Source organism: Sphingomonas montana, from assembly GCF_001956315.1.
In the GTDB taxonomy this organism is placed as follows: domain Bacteria; phylum Pseudomonadota; class Alphaproteobacteria; order Sphingomonadales; family Sphingomonadaceae; genus Sphingomonas_R; species Sphingomonas_R montana.
On record NZ_KV887144.1, the window covers coordinates 406,469 to 425,724 of the forward strand.

Below are 19,256 nucleotides of genomic sequence, written 5' to 3' on the forward strand. Positions count from 1 at the left end.
AACCATATAGACCCGATGATCATCATCCCAACAGCACCGCTGCCACTCCGCGTAGAGAACAAGTGAAAATAGCGCCCGACCCCCATTTACCGGATGTGCGGGGACGGCCTGCCCAATGATTGGCTGCTAAGCGCGTCAAGGAACGCCAGCGTCCGGCAGAAGCCAACCCGCAAGTGGGCAGCACCAACTAACCAAGAATTTTATATAATAGAACCAATGGCTCTTGGCGGTGCTGTCGTTTTGATGCGGACGCGTCTCGCGAGGCAACGTGAGTGTGGTTTGGTTCTGCGGTCTCGTGTCAGACGGGTACGTAAGTGAGCAAGACCTGCAACACGCTACGACCTCGGAGCGTCCATCGCAAAAATGCGATGGGCGATTTGCGGGCGGGTCATGACGTGACCCCCGCTTCCTCCAGTTGGAGCTACGGTCTGGCCCCGGAATGAGGGTCCCCCGGTTTTTCATTCGGCTTGGGGGTGAATAGGAGAGGAATGGGCCGACCGCCGTGTTGGCGGCGGGAACATCCGCCTCGCCTGCTGCTTATCCAAAGCCAACACTTGGAGATGAGCAGATGGACGATGATCGCCTGTGGGGCTTCGAACAAAGCCTGTGGACCGACGGTCCCGAGAATTACCGTGAGAAGGTCGATGCCGAAGTCGTGATGGTCCTGCCGCAGCCACCTTACGTCTACAGTGGCGAGGAAGCGATCAACGCGGTTGCCGCGACGCCGGTTTGGCAGAGTGCCGAACTGAGCGAACGTCAGGTTTCACGCCCGCAAGAGGGGCTGATCGTCATCGGTTACCATGTGAAGGCCGAACATGATGGTGAAGCCTATGAAGCCCACTGCACGTCGACGATCCGTCGTATCGAGCATGAAGTCTGGCGGGTTGTGCAGCATCAGCAGACTCCGGTTCTCACCAAACCCGCGCAACGCTGATCGGAGCCCCGTAAGCACCACGGTGAACCGCATCAGGCAACAGTTCTGGGGTCGAGCTTCCCTCTCGTATTATAGGCGAGGCGAGGGGGAAGATCAGCCAGAAATTCCAAGGATGCAGCCAGGCGCGAAGGCGCATCCCGCCGATCACTTCATCGACGCGTCACGAGTCTGTTTCGCGACGTCGATGGAATGCGGCATGGTGCGCGTTCGGTAGGATCAGTCCTTCATTCGCTCATTTGCGTTCGTTCCGAACAAGCGCCGCGATGAGCGCGCGCATGTTCTCGATATAAGTACCGGTCGAGATGCCGACGACCGGCGTCTCGCTGTAGTAAGGCGACGTGTCGGTCCTGTCCCCGACGCGCGTTGTGCGGAAATCGCCCGGCAGCGGACTTGCGGCGCCATCGCCCGCATAGGGGTTGCTCGTCGCGCGCAGCGGGGTCGGCCACCAGCCTTGCGCGTTGAGGGCGCGGGCCAGGTCTTGGGGGCTGCGCTTGACATCTGAAGTGTTGAGATCGGAGCTCGTGGACGCCTCAACGAGGAAGTAGCGTGGCAGCGGGCGTGCCGGCCCGGCTTCAAGCAGCAATGTCTTGGCGATCTCCCGCGGATCCATTGCCAGCGCCTCTGCATAGCGCCTGCGCAAGCCGGCGACATCGATGGCGCGTACCGAGTTGTAGTGACCGACCGTGTTGGACGGGTCATGATCGACGTAATATGCACCGTTGACGACGTTCGATCCGCGCCGGTGAACGTAGAGCGGTCGATTGGTGCCGATCTCGATGAAGGTGGGGTACGCACGCCCGGCGGTAATCTGATCGACAGGCAGTCGAACCGAGTCGAGCCAGTCGAGCGCTTCCGGCACGCGCGAAAGGAACTTGCGATCACCGGTCAGGCGATGGAAGTCCAGCAACTGTGCGACGTTGGCGGCGGTCGTGTGCGTGACCAGCGCGTTGGGCTCGTAGGTGCGGGCGCCGACCGGCTTCAGGTCGAGCGTGTACTGCAGTCCCCAGCCCGCCTGCGGTGCCGCCTGCTGGGTCACTAGATAAACATTCATTGCGCGGATGATCGCGTCGCGCACCCGCGCATCACTGCCAAGCACCTGGTAGCACATCAACAGGAACTTGATGTTCTCGCCCGCGACATCGTCGTTGAAAGTGATGAACGAAGTGTAGTCGGGCTTGCCATGGTGCGCGAACTCGTTCTTCACCGGGTAGCGCTGTGGCCAGCCGCCGATCGGATACTGGCTGTCGAGCACGAAGCCCAACGCCTTCCTTACCGCGGGCAGGTATTTCGGATCGTGCCGTTCCACGTACAGCCGAAGCAGGAACTGCATGGCCTCCGACGTGCCCGCGTCGTCGAACGTCGCATTGCCCCAATAGTGCTGGAATTCCTCCAGCCTCCATGCGTTCCTGCCGATCGTGTCGTACCAGCGTTTCGTCGATGCCTCACCGCCGAAATCAATGAAATAGTGCCAGCCGCCATTGTCCTGCTGGCCGGCAATCAGCGCGTTTGCCGCCTTCTCGGCAGCTTGGTAGTAATAATCGTCGCCGGTCGCATGATAGGCGTCAAGGAATAGATGTCCCATCGTCGGTGTGCCCGGCGGCTGAACCCAGATCATGCTGGGATACGCCTCCATTTCCCCCCAGCGACGCGACATGTCGGCCGCATAGGACCAGACGTAGCCGCCGTTGGTAGCCGCCTTCTCGACCATGAAGCGGGTGGCACGCTTCATGGTGTCCTCGATATGGCGATCATCGGATTGCGCACGCGCCGGGCTGGCGATAGTGGACAGGCCGAGCACCAGTGCAAGGCCGAGACGAAGCAAACAAAGCATGATGGAGCCTTTGCGAGCCGAGGAAATGGCGAGCCAGCTATGCCGTGGATGCGTGCGGATGTTCAATATGTGAAGCGTCGCGTACCGTGCCGTGTCTGCGGCGACGTCATTCCGCAACTGCTCCGAAGCTCGCGCGGCCGGTGCGGCACCTGTCCGCAGTGGCGATCCCGGCTATAGCCGCAAGCTGGACCGGGACGGCGACAGCATACGGTGCGAATAACCGCTCCACCGATTCCGGAACATCCACCGGTAACGTCGACATCTGCAACGACGGCCCGTTCTCGCGCACAAGCGGCTTAGAACAGCGGTGAGGTTGGGTAGGACAGTGGCTGGACCTGTTCTCCAGGTCCGCCCTTCACGACGGCGTCATAGAGCGCAAGACCCGGTGAACTGGCAGCGATTACGTCCATGGCGATCTGAATTACAAAGATTGTACCGGTTCCCCACCACCACGCAGGGTGGGCGCGGCCGGATCGTCGCAAGTCCATGACAATACCGGCAATCGGGAACAGCATGATCGCGAAGAACACGCCCCAACCCGCCCACGGGATCATCAACGGCATTGGGAGAATGCGCCCGACGGCCGGGCCCGTCAGCGTCGCCATTCCGCAAATCATCAATCGGCGATGCCAATCGGTACGCCTGCGCAGCCGGATCGCGGCAGCGGTCAACCCTGCGAAGCCGAGAACGCCGAACGAGTTCATGAACAGGAAGTAGGCTGGCGTGAAGAAGAAGGGCACGGCGCCCCGCCGCACCATCATTGCCGTCATATAGATACCGAGCATAACGACGACAGTCGCCCAGGCCGCCCCGACCCAGCCAAGGCGCCGGTGTAGCGCAATCGTTCCTCGACCGGCAAGCGCGGTTTGTAGAACGAAGAGTGCGGTCCAACCAAAGAATACCAGTGCGTGAACATGCAGAATGGCCGGCGAGGAGAAGGATGATCTGCCCATTGCCAATTGGGTAGCGAAACCTAGAACGATCGTGATCGCCATTACAATAGCGAGTTTCAGAAAGAAGCCCTGGTTATCAGGCCACAGTCGCGGCCTATGTGCAGTTGCCATGGCGAGTCCCCCGGATGCCGCTGAATTACTACATCTCGGGGGTTTCCGCGAGTCCGGATACGAGCCGGCAACATCGACTGCGTGTCGGCACGACGTCCCCGGCAACATCTCCGGCTCAACGACAGATAATGGGGCGACTCGGTACGGCACGGTCCGTCATTTGCCATCGGAACGATCGCACGCAATCATGCCCCTCGCCCCGCTGACGTCCCGGAAGATTTCGGTGAGGCAAACTTTGCGAACCGTTCAGAGGATGCTGCTACGAAGCGGCTCGCACCCCGCCACTAAGTTCCGCGGCAGGTACCCGTTGGCAGGGCGTCACCCAGTGGAACTCGACGTGCTAACATGGCCAGAACTCGCCCAATCCTGCCGTTGGCCGTAGCGCGACGAGTTTTCCGCATCAGGTACCCTATTAGTGGCCAGCGGCTGATCGAGGTTTGCCATGATCGCTACGATGTCCGCTAGACGGGAACCATCGTCGGCATCGTAACGGGCCCTGACGACCGAGAGTGCGCATGCTCCCGCCCGACGCTGGAGCTGCATATTGGCCCTCTACTATTTTCACACCCAAACCGACATCCGTTCGACGGACAGCGAGGGTTTCGAGTTGGAAACCCCTCGCGAAGCAAGGGCGCAGGCGATCATGACATGCGGTCAGATGCTGAAAGACTCACCGGATACCTTCTGGGGAAGCCGGCCTTGGACTGTCGTGGTGACCGACGCCACGGGGCTAATACTATGGGAGGTGGCGATGGACGGAATCTCGTCGCCCGCTGGCCTCGCGCTCGATTAGAACGCTCTATGCGCCGTCGACCCTTTGCTGTCCGTCCTCCGCTAGCGACCGTGCCTGCCTATGCGCGCCCGCGTCGCCCTTTGACCAGACAAGGCACCGTCACCGGCTGTATCGTCCCTATGCTGCGAACCTCCATCGAGACTGGCACTGCACCGCGACCAGGAAAGAAGCAGTAAGGTTTTCGCTCTCGATGGATTACTGCTGAACCCTAATATCTGTCGGTGCAATCCATGCAGATAGATCTTCGCGAGGAGATCGCTACTGGCGCCAGAAAGAGTGCTTCTGCCCGGCGCCAGGGTCAAAACTGCTATTTTTTCACAATCGGATAGGCGATGATCAGCGTTAGCGGGGCGTGACCTGTCTGGCGAATGCCCACCGTCTCTCCAGCATAGAGATACGCTGCCATGCCGGCCGTCAGCTGCTTTCGCTCTAGGCCCGACACAACCTCACCGACGCCATCGACGACGTAATAAACCTCGTCGTGCGCAATCAGGTGTTCGCCGATCGCCGCCCCGACATGCAGCATCCGCTTTCGAAACTCCATGGTCCGGCCCGGTATGCCGTCGCTGATCCGGAACGCGGTGCTGGTCCCGATCGCACCATGCGGCGTCGGCTCCGTCCGCAGCGTCGTCCGCTCGTCGATCACCACGAGTGGACGTGATGCCGGGGCGGCAACCGCCAGACCCGGCACTATGGTCACGGCGATAAAGCAGGCACAGAGTATTCCCTTAGCCATTGCGTCCCTTTCCGGCATGACCATCACGTCAAAATGAAAGTCGTCCACCAAAATTGAACTGCCGACCGCTATGGGTCAAGACGTTCAGGCGGTTGGTCTCGTCCACAAATTGGTCGTTGGATTCATCGGTCAAGTTGATCGCTTCCAGGCTCAGCTTGAAGTTGTCGGTGACGCTGTACGAAACCTGCGCATCGACGTTCACCGTACTGCTCGTGCCGTTATACGCGTTGCCTTCCGTTCCCGGCACCGCCGTCAAGTAGCGCGAGCGATAGGCTACCGACCCGCGGATCGAAAACTTCTCCGTCTCGAAATACAGCGTCCCGTTCGCGGCGTGGCGCGATAGGCCAACCAGCGGCTCGGTCACGCTGGCCCCGCCCGTCGCGGATGTCAGATACTGGATCTTGGAATCCACGAACGTATAGTTCGCCAGGACGCCGAAGTTGGACAGAATGCCCGGCAGGAAACTGAACGGCTGCTGCACGTTCACTTCGAACCCGCGCAGCTTGCCTCCGCTGGAATTGACCGGCTGGCTGACGATGAACACGTCGCTGGCCGATGCGGTCGTACCGGTTAGCAATGCCGCAGGCAGCCCAAGTTCGCTGAACGGCACGCCAACGCTCAGCGTCTGCACGAACGTGCCAATATCCTTCTGGAACGCCGCCACTGCATAGATGGCGCCGCGCGTTGGATACCATTCGATCGACGCGTCGAGATTGTCCGACGCGGTCGGCTTTAGATCGGGGTTGCCGCTGCTAAAACTGCGGTTGCCGCCCGAGACATTCAGGTTCCCGCCCGGTGAGATCGAAGAGATACCCGCACGTGCCAGTGTCTTGGCCGCCGCCAGCCGCAGCAGCAGGTTGTCGGTCACGTCGACAACCACGTTGACCGACGGCAGCCACCGGTCGTAGCTCCGGTCCGCCGTCACCAGGTTCACCGTCGCGCCCTGGCTGGCAAAACCGGTCGACCGCTGCTTGGTATCAACATAGCGCAGGCCGATGTCGCCGCGCACCGGCAGGCCGGCATCGCGCAGGTTGAACGCGCCCATGCCCCACACCCCGACATCCTTCTCACGCACCGTGACAAATGACCCGCGCGCCGTGGCGTTCTCGATGCCGCCGGTCGCATAAAGCGGGTTCGTAAACACGCCGTACAATTCCGTGAACCTCGCCAGGTCCGGCACCAGCCACGACGTGATCGTGCCGTCCGGCAGGTTCAACCCCTTGCCGAACCCAGAAAACACCCTGGTCGCGGCCGCCAGCTGCGCCGGGGTCAGCGTCTGCACCACCGTCTCGCCCGACAGACGGCGCTGCTCGGTCGAACTATAGTCGAACTTGCGCCAGTCGAGACCGGTCTTGAGAGTCACGATCGGGTTCAGCGTCCATTCCGCAAACCCTTTCGCATTGGTGAAGCTGTTGTCCACCGTCTGCGGGCGGATGCGGACTTCCGACGTGCCATTTACGAAGGAGAAGGTCGCCGGGTTCGTGACGTCCACGCCGGGCCGGATCGTCGGGAACCGCGTCGTGAAATCGTAGAAAAAGCCTGCCGTGTTGGACGCGTCGATCGTGACGGTTGTCTGTTCCGGGTTGCTGAACGCGGAACTGGAATAGCCGACGACGCCGCCCACCTTGAAATCGTCGCTGAACTTGTGGTCCAGCGTGCCGGTCACCTGGTAGAAATCGGTCTTCAACCGGTCGAACCGCGATTGCGTGCGCAGGTCGACATTGTCGAACGTGCCGCTGATGATGTTGTTGTCGGCGTCCACGGTGCCGTTGCGGATGATTGACTGCGGCTTGCCCGTGCCGGACCGGCTGAACCCGATTGCCTGGAACTGCGATTCCGCGCGCGTCCCGTCCAGCCGGGAATACAAGCCGTCGATCGACAGCAGCGTCCGGTCGGTCGGCTGGAACTGCACCGATGCCGCCGCCCCCAGCCGCTTCTGGAAGATGTCGTAGCTGACCAGCCCGGGGATGCGCGGATGATAGAGCGCGGTCACCGGATTCGGATCGTTGATCTGCCCGATCGTGTAACCCGGCAGGGTGGAAGCCGCATTGAACCCGCCGTTGAACCCGCCATAGGTCCAGCGGGTGATGTTTGCGCCCTCCTCCTTCAGCCGGCGCTCCTCGTAGGCGACAGACAGCAGGACGCCGAACCGGCCGTCCGGCGTGATCGTGCTGATCAATCCCGACATCCGCGGCGTCGCCTTCTTGCGCAGGTCGTTGTAGCTGGCTTGGCCTGACAGGACGACGGTCGGCTTCTTGTAATCGAACGGCCGCGCGCTCTGCAGGTCGACGGTACCGCCCAGCGACCCCTCCTCGACATCGGCCGTCGCGGTCTTGCGGACCGACAGGCTGTTGAACAGGTCGGACGAGAAGATGTTGAAATCGAACCCGCGCCCGCGGTTCACGCCACCGCTATTGTCCGTGCCGCCGGTGGTGCCGATCGCCTCCATCCCGTTGATGCGGACACGCGTATATTCCGGTCCGAGGCCGCGAACCGAGATGTTGCGGCCCTCGCCGTTCACCCGGTTGATCGTCACGCCGGGAATCCGCTGCAGCGACTCCGCCAGGTTCAGGTCGGGAAATTCGGCAATGTCCTCCGCTTTGATGACGTCGACCGACGCGGTCTCGTTGCGCTTAATGTTCAGCGCGCTGCTCAGGCTGGCGCGGAACCCGGTAACGACGATCTCTTCCCCCGTTGCGCCGTTCGCCACGGGCGCATCGGTCACGGCGGCTTCCGGTGGCAGCGCCGGCGATGCGGGCGGTGCATCGGTCGTCTTCTGGTTGCCCGCAGCCCGCGCATCCTTCTGCGCGTTAGTTTCGGGCAGCGCCTGCGCCTGCGCGCCACTTGCGGCGATGCAGCCGGCAATCGCGCTGGACATAGCGAGCATGGATTTCAAGCGACGGATGCCGATCATGATCTTCCCCTAACGACGTCGCGGTGCCGTGGCCCCGCAAGGTACCGGCTTCGTCATGAGCCGGTTGATGTCCAATCCTAGGCGGCCCGGGTGGTGAAACGCCAACCTGTTTCCGGCATCGATCCATGCATGGCGCGCACGGATCGTGGCGGCAGCGCGCGCAAGCGTACCGATCCAGCCACTATCCGACTTGATTGTGCCCGATTTGGACTTGGACCCAGCCGACCGGTGCCCCTAACGTCGCGCATAGCCGGAAAGCCGGCATCGCGGCCCGCGGGCACCCGCACGCGGCCGCAAGGAGAGCGACGATGACCGGCCCAGCCACCCGCCCCACGCATGTCCGATACGGCATCATCGCGCTCATCTTCCTCATTACGTCGATCAATTATGCCGACCGTGCGACCTTCTCGATCGCGGGCAGCGCCGCCTCGATCGAACTCGGCCTTTCGTCGGTCCAGACCGGTTTCATCCTATCCGCCTTCGGCTTCGCCTACGTCCTGGCGCAGATTCCGGGCGGCGCGCTGCTCGATCGGTTCGGGACCAAGCGGATCTATGCCGGCGCGATCGCGCTCTGGTCGCTGTTCACCGCATCGCAGGGGCTGACCGGGCTGATCCCCGGCGTGTCAGCGATTGCGATGCTGTTCACGCTGCGCTTCGCGGTCGGACTGGCGGAGGCGCCTTCCTTCCCAGGCAATGCGCGGCTGGTGGCGGCGTGGTTCCCGGGCACGGAACGCGGCACCGCATCGGCGATTTTCAACAGCGCGCAATATTTCTCGCTCGTCGCGTTTGCGCCGCTGATGGGCTGGCTGGTTCATCAGCATGGCTGGCGCGCGGTGTTCTGGGTGATGGGCGTGCTCGGCCTGCTTGCCGCCGCGCTGTTCTGGCGATTCATCCACAGCCCGGTCCGACATCCGTCGATCAACGCGGCTGAACTGGCCCTGATCGAGGATGGTGGCGGGCTCGTCCGCATGGAGGACGCCGTCCTCGCCCGCCCGCCCTCTTTCACCTGGGTCAACGTCCGGCAACTGCTCGCCAACCGCATGCTGCTCGGCATCTATCTCGGCCAATATTGCATCAACGTGCTGACCTATTTCTTCGTCACCTGGTTCCCGATCTACCTGGTCCGCGAACGCGGGTTGAACATCATGGAGGCCGGGTTCGCGGCCGCCGCGCCCGCGCTGTGTGGGTTCGTCGGCGGCCTGGTCGGCGGCTACGCGTCGGACCGGCTGCTCAAACGCACAGGATCGCTCGATATCGCGCGGAAAGGCCCACTGGTCGTCGGCATGCTGCTGGCCACCGCTATCATCGGCTGCGTCTTCGTCGATGCTGAATGGATGGTCGTGGCCCTCATGTCGCTCGCCTTCTTCGGCAAGGGCGTCGCCTCGCTCGGCTGGGCGGTCATGTCCGATGTCGCGCCGCGCACGCTGGCGGGGCTCGCCAGCGGGGTGTTCAACATGTTCGGCAACATCGCCGGTATCGTCACCCCGATTGTCATCGGCTACATCGTGGCTGCCACCGGGTCGTTCGATCTGGCGCTGATGTTCGTCGGGCTGCACTGCCTGCTCACCATATTTGCGTTCCTGGTCGTTGTCGGCCCGATCCGCCGGCTGGAGCTGGCGGCATGACGCTCGGTCGCCGCGCGTTGCTGGGCGGTGCTGCCGCCCTCGTCGCGACACCCCGCGCCGGATCGGCCGCCGCGCGCCCCGCCTTCACGACGATCGCGATCGACACGCCGATGGTCGCGCCCGACTGGGCGGTGCTGCAGCGCCGCCTGCTCGCCGCCAATGCCGATGCGTGCGAGGCATTCTATAACGCCTATGTCGACCGCCGCGACCGGTTGCGCGTGTTCGCGCGCTGGGGTGCCAATGACGGCCCCGATGACGCAGCCGAAGCGACCAACGACTGGGCGCTGCTCCACGCGCTGGGCGGGCGGGACCGGATCATGGATCTTACCGCGCGCTTCTGGGAAGGGCATCTGAAGCAATATGCCGCCGCACGCACCGTCGACGTCGAAATCGCGCGTGCCGGCATGTACCACCGGGAATTTCCGGTGCAGATGGATTGGCAGCATATCGCCGAAGGGCTGACTACCTTCAACGTCATGGGCCTGTCGCGCCCGCGCGATGCGGCGCTCCGCCTCCGCACGCTGCGCTATGCCGATTTCTACACCGGCCGCGATCCCACCGTGCGCAACTATGACCCCGCCCGCCGCATGATGCGCAGCATGGTGAACGGCAGCCGCGGGCCCCGCCTGACCCCCGCCACCCCGCTGTTCTGGGCGGGCGACCCGTTCGATCCCATTCGCTTCCATATGGAACATGGCGAAAGCAGCTATGCGCAGACGCTCGCCCACTATGCCGAATATGGCGACGTGGTCGGCGACAATCCGCTCAACCTGCAATCCACCACGCTCGGCCTCAACGCCTATGCGCTGGGTGGGGGCGAAGTCTATCGCCGCTGGGCGCTCGACTATCTCGACGCGTGGGTCGATCGCGCCAGACGGAACGACGATATGGTCCCCAGCCACGTCGCCCCCGACGGCACCGTCGGGCGGGACTGGTGGACCGGAGTCTATGGCTGGGGTTTCTCCCCGATCGTCCCGCAGACGGGCAGGCGCGAGGACCGCAACCGCGTGCCGCGCTCGATCACCGCGTTCATGAACGGCACACTGCTGACCGGGGACAGCGCCTATATCGACGTCTGGCGGCGGCAGCGCGCGCGCATCGACGCGGCGGGTAAGCCGGTCGGCGGGATCTTCTCCACGCCCACCATGTATGGCGCGGACGGCTGGTACGGCTGGAAACCCGGTCCGCATCGCACCAACGGGTTCGAAATCTGGTACATCACCCAATCGGCGACAGACCGTGCCGCCGCCGGCGACCATCCGTGGATCGCGTTCCTGGAAGGGCGCAATCCCGATTATCCGGTCAAGGCGCTGACCGCCGACCTCACCCGCGTCTCTGCCCGGGTCGCTGCGCGGCTGACCGACACCACCACGCCCGATACCCGGCTGGCCGACTGGCCGATCGGCATCAACCCGGCCAGCATCGCCAGCCTGGTGCAGACCATGACCGGCGGGCTCCATATCGCCCGCCCGCCCTGGTCGCCCACCTCTCCGCCGCAAGGCGGCGTGCCGCTGCACTGCCGGCTGCGATGGTTCGATCCCGCCCGCCGCCGCGCGGGCGTGCCGGACGACGTCGCCGTGCTGGTCCACGGCCTTGGCGACCGCACGACGGACGTGTCAGTGGTCAACCTGAGCGCCGACACCCCCCGCACCGTCACCGTGCAGGGCGGTGCCTATGCCGAACACCGCATCGACGGCGTGACGATCTCCGGCCGGACCACCCGTACCGGCGGCGACGGCACCCTCACGCTCCGCCTCGCCCCCGGCGCCGGCGCACGCCTGACGGTCGTCATGACGCGTTACGCCAACCGCCCTACGCTCGCCTTCCCTTGGGACCGCGGGTAGCCGCTTCGATTCGTCGCCAGAACGTGACGGCTTCAGCTCAATCCGTTCACCTCGAGCCTAGTCAAGAAACCGGTCGGGCGCGGTCGAGGCGAGCAACAGCGTCCCTCGACTACGCTCGGCATGGACGGGACTCGCGGGCAATCCGTCTAAAGACCCCGACCTACCCGCCCGGCTTCACATAGGGGGCCACCGCGAACAGCATTCGTTCCGCCCGGCGCGGGTCGTCCTGCGTCCGCACCGTGCGATCGAACAGCATCGTCGTCCGTCGGTCGAGCCGATATTGCGGCCAAGCCGGCACGCCCGCACAGTTCGGGTCGCCGGTCCGCGCCAGGGCGATGAACGCATCCGCCATCCGGCCCGCCAGCCGTCTTGCATCCGGCCCATCCCCGGTCCGCGCACCCGCAACGGCCGTATTGTCGAACACCAGCGGGATATCCAGCGTGTGGAACGCGCCCAGCACCCCGCCCGCCTCCGGTGCCGGAAAATCGAGTTGATACATCCAGGTCGGCGCATCGATCCGCGCGCGTTCCTCCGCCTGGATCAAGTGGCCCGGCCAGGATCGCCCCGCCGTCGATGCCGCCAGCAAGACCTGCCCCGCCGTCCGGTCCGGGTACAGCGTTCGGTAGCGTGCGATGACATAAGCCGGGTCCAGATCCTTCGTCATCTGCGCCGCCAGCCGCACCGGCAGATTGCCCCAGCCCGTATCGCCTCGTCGCAGTACGTCGCCCAGCCAATACCCCGTCTCGTCATGCGTATTGCCGACGATCAGCGGGATATGCCCCGCCTCGCGCGGCGCATCGGGAAAGAAGGGGTGCCGCGTCAGCACATGATGGTCCAGCGTGGAGGTGAAGCTGATCTCCCCCTTGCCCTCCAGCGGGTCGGTCATCGCCATCGCCGCCACCAGCCTCGCGACCGGCATCGTCGCCAGCGCCGCGACGTCCGCCGCGCCCGCCTGCCGCATCCAGGCCCGCGCGCGCTGAGTCGCGTGGATCGGCCCCGCCGCGGTCACATGCTGCCCGCTCATCGTCGCGGCGGCGTGGAACAGCGGGCGCGCCTCGGCCATCGCCATCAGCGTCACGACCTTAGCACCGCCGCCCGATTGCCCGAACAGCATCACCCGCGCCGGATCGCCCCCGAACCGTCCGATATTGTCGCGGACCCAGTGCAGGGCGAGCGCGATATCCAGATTGCCCACATTGCCGCTCTCCGCCGGCCCGCCCAACGCGGCCAGATAGGCATAGCCCAGCCCCGCCAGCCGGTGGTTCAGCGTCACCACCACCACGTCCCCGCGCCGGACCAGGCTGCCGCCGTCGTACAGCGGGTCCGACCCCGAACCATGGGCATGCGCGCCGCCGTGCAGATACACCATCACCGGCCGCCGGCCCTGGTCCAGCGCCGGCGTCCACACGTTCAGGAACAGGCAGTCCTCGGACGTCGGCTCCTCCGACTTCGTCTGCGGCGCGGCTGGGCCGTGGCGGGTCGCGTTGGCGATGCCCTGCCATGCCGCCGGGGCCACCGCCCGCCTGAACCGGTACGGCGCGGTATCGGCGCCGTAGCGTATCCCGCGGAACACCAGCACGCCTCGCTCGCGCAATCCGCGCACCCGCCCCATGACCGTCGTCGCCACCGGATCGGCGCGCCCCCCGCCCCAGGCCGGCGTCGCCGCCAGTCCGGCCAGCCCGGTCAGGGCAGCACGCCGGTCGACGATCATCTCAGCGTTTCCGCGCACAGCCGCCGCATGGGTTCAAGCGCCGGGTTCCGATTGTTGCGCCGCCACACCATGTGCAGTTCCACCGGTTTCTCTGGCTCCGTCGCCAGCCGGCGGAACTGCACGTCGTGCATGTGCAGCCCCATCGCCGATTCGGGCACCACCGCCGCCGCCAGCCCGGCATGGACCAGCCCTAGCATCGAATGGATCTGCGTCACATGCTGGACATAGAGGGGAGCGACGTCCGCCTCCTCGAACAAGCGCATCAGCATCTGGTGAAAATAGCCCGCGCCCTGCCGCGAATACATGATCAGCGGCTGCCCGTCGAAATCCGCGGGGGTCAGTTCCGCCATCGCCTGGCGCGTGTCGCCGGCGGGCAACGCCACAACCAGCGGCTCGACCAGCACGCACAGCGTCTCGAATTCCTGGCGGTCCAGCGGCGGGCGCACGAACCCCACGTCGATCAGCCCGGTCAGCAGCGCGTCGATCTGGTCGGTCGTTACCATTTCGCGCAGTTCCAGGTCGATATTGGGCAGGCTGGCCCGCGCCTGCGCCACGATCTGCGGCACCAGATGATAGCCCGACACCGCGGTGAACCCGATCGCGACGCGCCCGGCATCGCCCTTCGCCACCCGTCGCGCGGACAGTTGCGCGCTCTCCGCCAGCCGCGTGATACGCCGCGCCTCGATCAGGAACACCCGCCCCGCCGGCGTCAGGCTGACCTGCCGGCTCGTCCGCTCCAGCAACGTCACGTCCAAGATCCGTTCCAGCAACTGGATCTGCCGGCTGAGTGGGGACTGCGTCATGTTCAGCCGCTGCGCCGCGCGGCCGAAATGCAGTTCCTCGGCGGCCGCGACGAAACACCGGAGCTGGCTGAGTTCGAACATGCCTCTGGGTCTAGCCCCGCCGCGGCCCCGCTGTCACGCCGCGTCGGCCAGCGCCGCCGGTGAAGCCTTCTCGATCAGCGCGCGCAACCGTGCATCTTCGGCGGGCGACAGGTCGGTCAGCGGCGACCGCACCGGGCCCGCATCGCGCCCCACCATCCGCATGCCGGCCTTCACGATTGACACGGCATAGCCGCGTCCTTGGTTGCGCAGCGTAATGTACGGCAGCACGAAATCGCGCAGTTGGTTCAGCACCGCCGCCCGGTCGTCGGCTCGTACCGACTTGTAGAAGGCCAGCGCCCATTCCGGCATAAAATTAAAGATCGCCGACGAATAGGTCGTGACCCCCATCGTCAGGTACGGCGTGGCGAACGTCTCCGCGGTCGGCAACCCGCCGATATATGTCAGCCGGTCACCCATCCGTGCGTAAATACGCGTCATCAGCTCGATGTCGCCGACACCGTCCTTGAACCCCACCAGGTTCGGGTTGCGCTCGCAAAGCCCGGCCAGCGTCTCGTCGTCCACGACCGCATTGTCGCGATTATAGACGATCACGCCCAGCCCCGTCGCGCGGCACACCGCCTCGATGTGCAGGGCAAGCCCTTCTTGCTTTGCACCGACCAGGTAGGGCGGCAGCAGCAGCAGCGCATCGGCCCCGGCCTTCTCCGCATCACGCGCAATGCCGGTGGCAATTGCCGTGCCGTAACCGCAGCCGGAAATCACCGGCAGGCGGCCGCCTGCTTCCGCCACGGCCGCGGCCACGACCTGCGCGACCTCAGCCGGCGTCAACGAGAAAAATTCGCCCGTGCCGCCGGCCGCGAACAGGCCGGACAGCTCATGCTCCAGCATCCAGCTGCAATGTTCACGGTATGCGCCTTCGACGAACTGTCCGTCCGCATCGAAATGTGTAACGGGGAACGACAGCAGGCCACCGCCCAAGCGTTGTGCCATGTCATCGGGGCTCATCGTCGTCATAGCATCCACTCCCGCGGGCCAGACACCGCGTCCGGGCATCCTGGCATGCCGATCTAGCTAGACCCGCCCGGCCCGTCGGTCCAAGTCAAAGGCGCGCTCGATTGATGCCGTTTATGGCTTGATGGAGGCCGATGCCGATCAAGTACCGTGCGCATTCGGGAGTGGTCGATCGCCCTGGCCAAGTAAGTTGTTGCTTGGCTATATAGCGCAGGCGGCGTGCCCGCCAATCGGCTTGAGCCGGACGGCCGTGGTGAAGCTGAGCCGGTCGCTTCAAATCTTACACCCGACGGGCAGGATAACACGAAAGGCGCGCAAAGAATCGGCGCGTGACTATCGTCATCCCCAGATGACCGGCCACGGCGATGGCTAGTAGCTAGCGCCGGTGTCATCTCGCGTTCCCGGCGACAGGTCTTAAGCAGAACGCCCGGGTCTCAACGGCTCCTTGGACCCATTCACCGACGCCTCGTGTCAACAACGGCACCTCAGAACCGGACACTCGTTCAGGCTGCCGTCGAAGCCGTCCCTGATCGAATACGCTCGACTTTACTCTCCAAACATCACTCGCTAGGCCATGATAGGTGATACGTCATTTGAGTTTTGATGATGTGGAGTTCGGCATTGAGTTTCTTAAACGGTCGCACGTGCCTTGTGTCATTCGCTTCGAACTTGATCTGTGGGATCATTTCCAACGGCGCTTTGGGGCGAGTTTTCTACGAAGCAATTGAACCGCGGGCGCTTTCGGCGTCCGGCGTGGTCGGCGACGTATTGGGTGATACGTCGCGCGTCCGTCATGACCTGTTCGCCGATCTGCGATGACGACCCGGCGCCAGATACTGACTCGCACGTCATCGATTGTGTTAACAGCCTCGTTGCCCGCGTCGCTACTGGGGCAGCAACGTCGTATTGTGAATATCCGCGACCATGGCGCGGTGGGCGACGGGGTGACGGTCAACACCCATGCAATTCAGCAGGCAATTGACGCATGCGCCGCCGCTGGTGGAGGAATGGTTGCCGTGCCAGCCGGAGTTTTCGTCAGCGGATCGATCCATTTGAGGCCAGGGGTCGGGTTAGAGCTTCGCAAGGGGAGCGTTCTGAAAGGCTCGTCTGATTTCGCCGATTATCCGCTGGTGATGCGCCGCTTCGTAGAGGCGTATCCTGAGCCCCTGCGTCTCGCGCTCGTGAACGCAGTTGGCAACCATGGGCTGCGGATCATCGGACCCGGCACACTCGATGGAAATGGAGAACCGTTCTGGCGCGGCTTCTTTCAACGTCCGGATGAACGTGTCGACGGTAACAAGGTCGTCTATCGTTGGCCGCAGCTCTGTTCGATCGAGGACTGCAGGGATGTCTTAGTCAGCGGTGTCACCTTCAAGGATCCCGCTTTCTGGAATCTGCACCTTTACCGATGCCGCCATGCGGTGGTGGAGGACTGTCGTTTCGAAGTTCCGCATATTATCCGCGCACCGAGCAGCGACGGTATTGATCTCGACAGCTGCCAGGACGTGGTGGTTCGACGGTGTCGTTTTTCCGTCGACGACGACTGCATCGCGCTGAAGGGAACACAGGGGCCGGGGGCTGCTGCCTATGTTGAAGCGCCGCCTGTCGAACGCATCTACATTCATGATTGCGTCTTCGAACGCGGCCTTGGCTGTGTTACCTATGGTAGTAACGCGACGGTGGTGCGTGACATACGGGTCGAGCGAATTGTAAACTTGGGCGATATGCCCACCATTCGTTTCAAGGTCCGGCCCGATACGCCGGGACAGGTGTATGAGAAACTTCACGTGAAAGGGCTTCGCTTAGCCGAGGCGCCGACGTCGACCGACCACTGGCACGATGACGAGGTGTTTTTCGGTACCGACATTCCCAATTTCAGCGCAAGCGATCCTGCGATCGGCTTGATCGTGAACGCGCGACTGAAACACGGAACGAAGGTCGCCGCCAACCCACCGGGTGCGATCATTCGCGGCGTTGTAATTGAGGATGTGAGCGGAACTACGCGGGGTTTTGGCACAATTTCAGGCAACTCTACGACGATGGTCCGCGACTTCACCTTGCGCAACATCAATGTGCGGCTAACCGATCCTACACGCGCTGCGCTGGTGGCGCGCGGGGTGCTAAACGTTCGAATGGAGAATGTACGGGTGAACGGGGCGCCTGGTCGGGTCGAGACATAATTCGGCATATGGTGATGATACAGAGAGCATTGGTGCTAAGTAGATCTGGACACCCGCCACCGCAACACTCGTCCGAAGCCGCCAATCGGCGATCGCCGATTGGCGGGGATCGAGGCGCATTTCCCCGTCACCTTGACTGCACTGGAGAGGGCCCGCAAATCACGCTTCTCGAGTCACGCAACGAAATACTGCCGGTCCGTCAGGGCGTCAGCCGGGAACCTCGCGTCCCCTATTTTGGTCTTGGCTCCTTTACCGTTCGGTTTGCTTTCGCAGCTGTAACCGCGATGGTTTTGCCTCAAACTACCACCGCTACTGCAATCAGCATTACCGTTAGCACGAAGCGGCGGTAAGCTTACTCGTTGGCATCTTTAGATGGATGTCCGCACCGGTGAACCCAATGGCCATATAGACCCACGCCACCATTCGGGGCGTCCTGCCGGGGTCGTGATGATTGCCGCCACGGGGTCGTTCCGAACTCAAGAACAACTGGTGACGAAGTTTACGGCTTGGGCGGGCTTTGCGATCGCGCCGCTGATCATTCCTCTGATCGCGGTCACGATACGACGCCTGCACGATCTGGGGTTAAGCGGCTGGTGGCTGCTTGCCCTCCCGATCGGAGCGGCCATACCAGTGCTCGACACCATCATCGGAATTGCACAGATCATCGTCATGGCAATTCCTGGCAAGACTGGAGCGAACCGCTTTGGGGATAGCCCGAAGGCAATAGCAACAGCCGTCATACCTTAGTCTGATACTTCCAACCGCTGTAGACCTGCGGATTGCCTTACCGACGCCGCGCTGTTGGCGCTCGACTATGGCGCGCAGCCTGCTCCTCGCTTAAGCAGGCCATCCAAGTCACACACGTCGCGCAAGTTCGTCCGCTTTCACTCCTTGCAAAAGGACCTTTCATGATGCCGCCTCGCCTTCCCGCTTTAGCCGCGTTTGTTCGAAATCCAGTCCGTATGTCATCGCTGTTTACGGCATCGCTGTTCTTGGCAGCATGTGGGCAAGGTGGATCAAACGAAGGTTCCGATGCTGGAAATGCTACTCAGGCGCCCGTAGCTATCGATCCGACCTCTGCGACCGGATCTGTAGTTCGTGATACCGCGCAGCCGGCTCCGGCGCCCGCACCGGTGGTGACGCCGATCCAGACACAACAGGGTCCCGAGGGCGCTCGCGTCGACCTCACGCGCGCGGCAGTGACCGGCGACATCCTGACCGTTCAGCTTTCCTATACCGCGGCAAGCGATAAGTCCTTCAGCGACTATTTCCGCGCTGACGAAGTCAGCGTCATCGATGATGCGACATCGCAGCGATATGGCATCCTCAAGGATCAGACCGGCGCATGGCTGGCCGCGCCGCTGTTCGTGTCGCACAGCATCCGGGTGTCTGCGCAGAAGGGCGAGACGGCGATTGTCTGGATGAAGTTCCCGGCTCCTCCTGCGACCAGCCGCACGGTTTCTGTGAACGTGCCCAAGGTCGGGCCGTTCGATGGCGTTCCGATCAGCCGCCAGCAATGAGGTTGGGCCTCGCCCTGTTTGGCTGCCTGGCGCTCGCCGCCTGTTCCGAGCGCCGGGGAGCCGACGCGCTTGAAAACACTCAGGTGAGCAAGGATTTGGTGGACACAAGTCCGGCCCCGAGCCAACCGGTTGAGCCCGTCATCACACGTGCGCCTCTGGGCGGTCAGCCGCTCACCAGCTCCGTGAGTGGGCTTTCCGGTGCCGTCACAGGCTTCGACGTGCGCCGTACCGATACGCAGACGATCGTCGAC

The 19,256-nt window shown here is 63.6% G+C and carries 16 protein-coding genes; 9 read left to right on the top strand and 7 right to left on the bottom strand.

Features of this window, described 5'->3' with window-relative positions; genetic code table 11:
• Positions 1-568: 568 nt before the first annotated feature.
• A complete protein-coding gene (locus tag BKY59_RS06435; RefSeq protein ID WP_076069651.1) occupies positions 569-934 on the top strand; it encodes a DUF4440 domain-containing protein in 366 nt (121 codons plus the stop codon).
• Between the two features lie 232 nt (positions 935-1,166).
• On the opposite strand, the gene BKY59_RS06440 is transcribed toward BKY59_RS06435, so the two are convergent.
• Complete coding sequence (locus tag BKY59_RS06440) at positions 1,167-2,831, bottom strand: pectate lyase (protein WP_206362025.1); 1,665 nt, start codon at positions 2,829-2,831, stop codon at positions 1,167-1,169.
• Positions 2,832-2,856: 25 nt separating this feature from the next.
• On the opposite strand from BKY59_RS06440, the gene BKY59_RS06445 reads away from it, so the two are divergent.
• Positions 2,857-2,985 carry an excalibur calcium-binding domain-containing protein gene (locus tag BKY59_RS06445; RefSeq protein WP_083671917.1) on the top strand — a complete coding sequence of 43 codons (129 nt, stop codon included), beginning with the start codon at positions 2,857-2,859 and terminating at the stop codon, positions 2,983-2,985.
• A 76-nt stretch (positions 2,986-3,061) separates the two neighbouring features.
• On the opposite strand, the gene BKY59_RS06450 is transcribed toward BKY59_RS06445, so the two are convergent.
• On the bottom strand, positions 3,062-3,760 hold the full coding sequence (locus BKY59_RS06450) for a hypothetical protein (RefSeq protein ID WP_129586220.1): 699 nt from the start codon (positions 3,758-3,760) through the stop codon (positions 3,062-3,064).
• 613 nt (positions 3,761-4,373) lie between these two features.
• On the opposite strand from BKY59_RS06450, the gene BKY59_RS06455 reads away from it, so the two are divergent.
• Complete coding sequence (locus BKY59_RS06455) at positions 4,374-4,622, top strand: DUF6894 family protein (RefSeq protein WP_076069660.1); 249 nt, start codon at positions 4,374-4,376, stop codon at positions 4,620-4,622.
• A 307-nt stretch (positions 4,623-4,929) separates the two neighbouring features.
• On the opposite strand, the gene BKY59_RS06460 is transcribed toward BKY59_RS06455, so the two are convergent.
• Together BKY59_RS06460 and BKY59_RS06465 are read right to left on the bottom strand one after the other, a co-directional pair.
• The gene (locus BKY59_RS06460; protein WP_076069866.1) at positions 4,930-5,358 is read right to left on the bottom strand and encodes a cupin domain-containing protein; all 429 of its coding nucleotides are present in this window, start codon (positions 5,356-5,358) and stop codon (positions 4,930-4,932) included.
• A gap of 28 nt (positions 5,359-5,386) precedes the next feature.
• The gene (locus tag BKY59_RS06465; RefSeq protein WP_076069663.1) at positions 5,387-8,272 is read right to left on the bottom strand and encodes a TonB-dependent receptor; all 2,886 of its coding nucleotides are present in this window, start codon (positions 8,270-8,272) and stop codon (positions 5,387-5,389) included.
• 308 nt (positions 8,273-8,580) lie between these two features.
• On the opposite strand from BKY59_RS06465, the gene BKY59_RS06470 reads away from it, so the two are divergent.
• The gene (locus BKY59_RS06470; protein ID WP_076069665.1) at positions 8,581-9,897 is read left to right on the top strand and encodes an MFS transporter; all 1,317 of its coding nucleotides are present in this window, start codon (positions 8,581-8,583) and stop codon (positions 9,895-9,897) included.
• Entirely contained in the window at positions 9,894-11,741 is a 1,848-nt protein-coding gene (locus tag BKY59_RS06475) for a DUF8034 domain-containing protein (RefSeq protein ID WP_076069668.1), read from the top strand. Before BKY59_RS06470 ends, BKY59_RS06475 begins: the two co-directional genes overlap by 4 nt.
• Before the next feature lie 160 nt (positions 11,742-11,901).
• Here BKY59_RS06475 and BKY59_RS06480 read toward each other — a convergent pair whose 3' ends face one another.
• The 3 genes from BKY59_RS06480 to kdgD are packed head-to-tail and all read right to left on the bottom strand — an operon-like array spanning position 11,902 to position 15,308.
• Positions 11,902-13,452 carry a carboxylesterase/lipase family protein gene (locus BKY59_RS06480; protein ID WP_076069670.1) on the bottom strand — a complete coding sequence of 517 codons (1,551 nt, stop codon included), beginning with the start codon at positions 13,450-13,452 and terminating at the stop codon, positions 11,902-11,904.
• Complete coding sequence (locus BKY59_RS06485) at positions 13,449-14,336, bottom strand: LysR substrate-binding domain-containing protein (protein WP_076069671.1); 888 nt, start codon at positions 14,334-14,336, stop codon at positions 13,449-13,451. Before BKY59_RS06485 ends, BKY59_RS06480 begins: the two co-directional genes overlap by 4 nt.
• 33 nt (positions 14,337-14,369) lie before the next feature.
• Entirely contained in the window at positions 14,370-15,308 is a 939-nt protein-coding gene (gene kdgD / locus BKY59_RS06490) for a 5-dehydro-4-deoxyglucarate dehydratase (protein WP_076069673.1), read from the bottom strand.
• A gap of 812 nt (positions 15,309-16,120) precedes the next feature.
• Here kdgD and BKY59_RS06495 point away from each other — a divergent pair.
• From BKY59_RS06495 to BKY59_RS17910, 4 genes are all read left to right on the top strand, one after another.
• On the top strand, positions 16,121-17,485 hold the full coding sequence (locus tag BKY59_RS06495) for a glycoside hydrolase family 28 protein (protein WP_076069675.1): 1,365 nt from the start codon (positions 16,121-16,123) through the stop codon (positions 17,483-17,485).
• Positions 17,486-17,857: 372 nt separating this feature from the next.
• Positions 17,858-18,232 (top strand): DUF805 domain-containing protein, encoded by a 375-nt coding sequence (locus tag BKY59_RS06500; protein ID WP_083671918.1) that lies wholly within the window; start codon positions 17,858-17,860, stop codon positions 18,230-18,232.
• Positions 18,233-18,393: 161 nt separating this feature from the next.
• Positions 18,394-19,005, top strand: a complete 612-nt coding sequence (locus BKY59_RS17255) for a hypothetical protein (protein ID WP_129586221.1) — start codon at positions 18,394-18,396, stop codon at positions 19,003-19,005.
• Positions 19,002-19,256 (top strand): hypothetical protein (locus BKY59_RS17910; protein ID WP_206362026.1); only part of this gene is annotated, 255 nt, incomplete at its 3' end. The genes BKY59_RS17255 and BKY59_RS17910, both read left to right, overlap by 4 nt.

What these genes read in the sequence shown, in the direction of transcription:
- BKY59_RS06435 (WP_076069651.1), top strand. Translation starts at nt 569, where the DNA reads ATGGACGATGATCGCCTGTGGGGCTTCGAACAAAGCCTGTGGACCGAC.
- BKY59_RS06450 (WP_129586220.1), bottom strand. Translation starts at nt 3,760, where the DNA reads ATGGCGATCACGATCGTTCTAGGTTTCGCTACCCAATTGGCAATGGGC.
- BKY59_RS06460 (WP_076069866.1), bottom strand. Translation starts at nt 5,358, where the DNA reads ATGGCTAAGGGAATACTCTGTGCCTGCTTTATCGCCGTGACCATAGTG.
- BKY59_RS06465 (WP_076069663.1), bottom strand. Translation starts at nt 8,272, where the DNA reads ATGATCGGCATCCGTCGCTTGAAATCCATGCTCGCTATGTCCAGCGCG.
- BKY59_RS06470 (WP_076069665.1), top strand. Translation starts at nt 8,581, where the DNA reads ATGACCGGCCCAGCCACCCGCCCCACGCATGTCCGATACGGCATCATC.
- BKY59_RS06475 (WP_076069668.1), top strand. Translation starts at nt 9,894, where the DNA reads ATGACGCTCGGTCGCCGCGCGTTGCTGGGCGGTGCTGCCGCCCTCGTC.
- BKY59_RS06480 (WP_076069670.1), bottom strand. Translation starts at nt 13,452, where the DNA reads ATGATCGTCGACCGGCGTGCTGCCCTGACCGGGCTGGCCGGACTGGCG.
- BKY59_RS06485 (WP_076069671.1), bottom strand. Translation starts at nt 14,336, where the DNA reads ATGTTCGAACTCAGCCAGCTCCGGTGTTTCGTCGCGGCCGCCGAGGAA.
- kdgD (WP_076069673.1), bottom strand. Translation starts at nt 15,308, where the DNA reads ATGACGACGATGAGCCCCGATGACATGGCACAACGCTTGGGCGGTGGC.
- BKY59_RS06495 (WP_076069675.1), top strand. Translation starts at nt 16,121, where the DNA reads ATGACGACCCGGCGCCAGATACTGACTCGCACGTCATCGATTGTGTTA.
- BKY59_RS06500 (WP_083671918.1), top strand. Translation starts at nt 17,858, where the DNA reads ATGGATGTCCGCACCGGTGAACCCAATGGCCATATAGACCCACGCCAC.
- BKY59_RS17255 (WP_129586221.1), top strand. Translation starts at nt 18,394, where the DNA reads ATGATGCCGCCTCGCCTTCCCGCTTTAGCCGCGTTTGTTCGAAATCCA.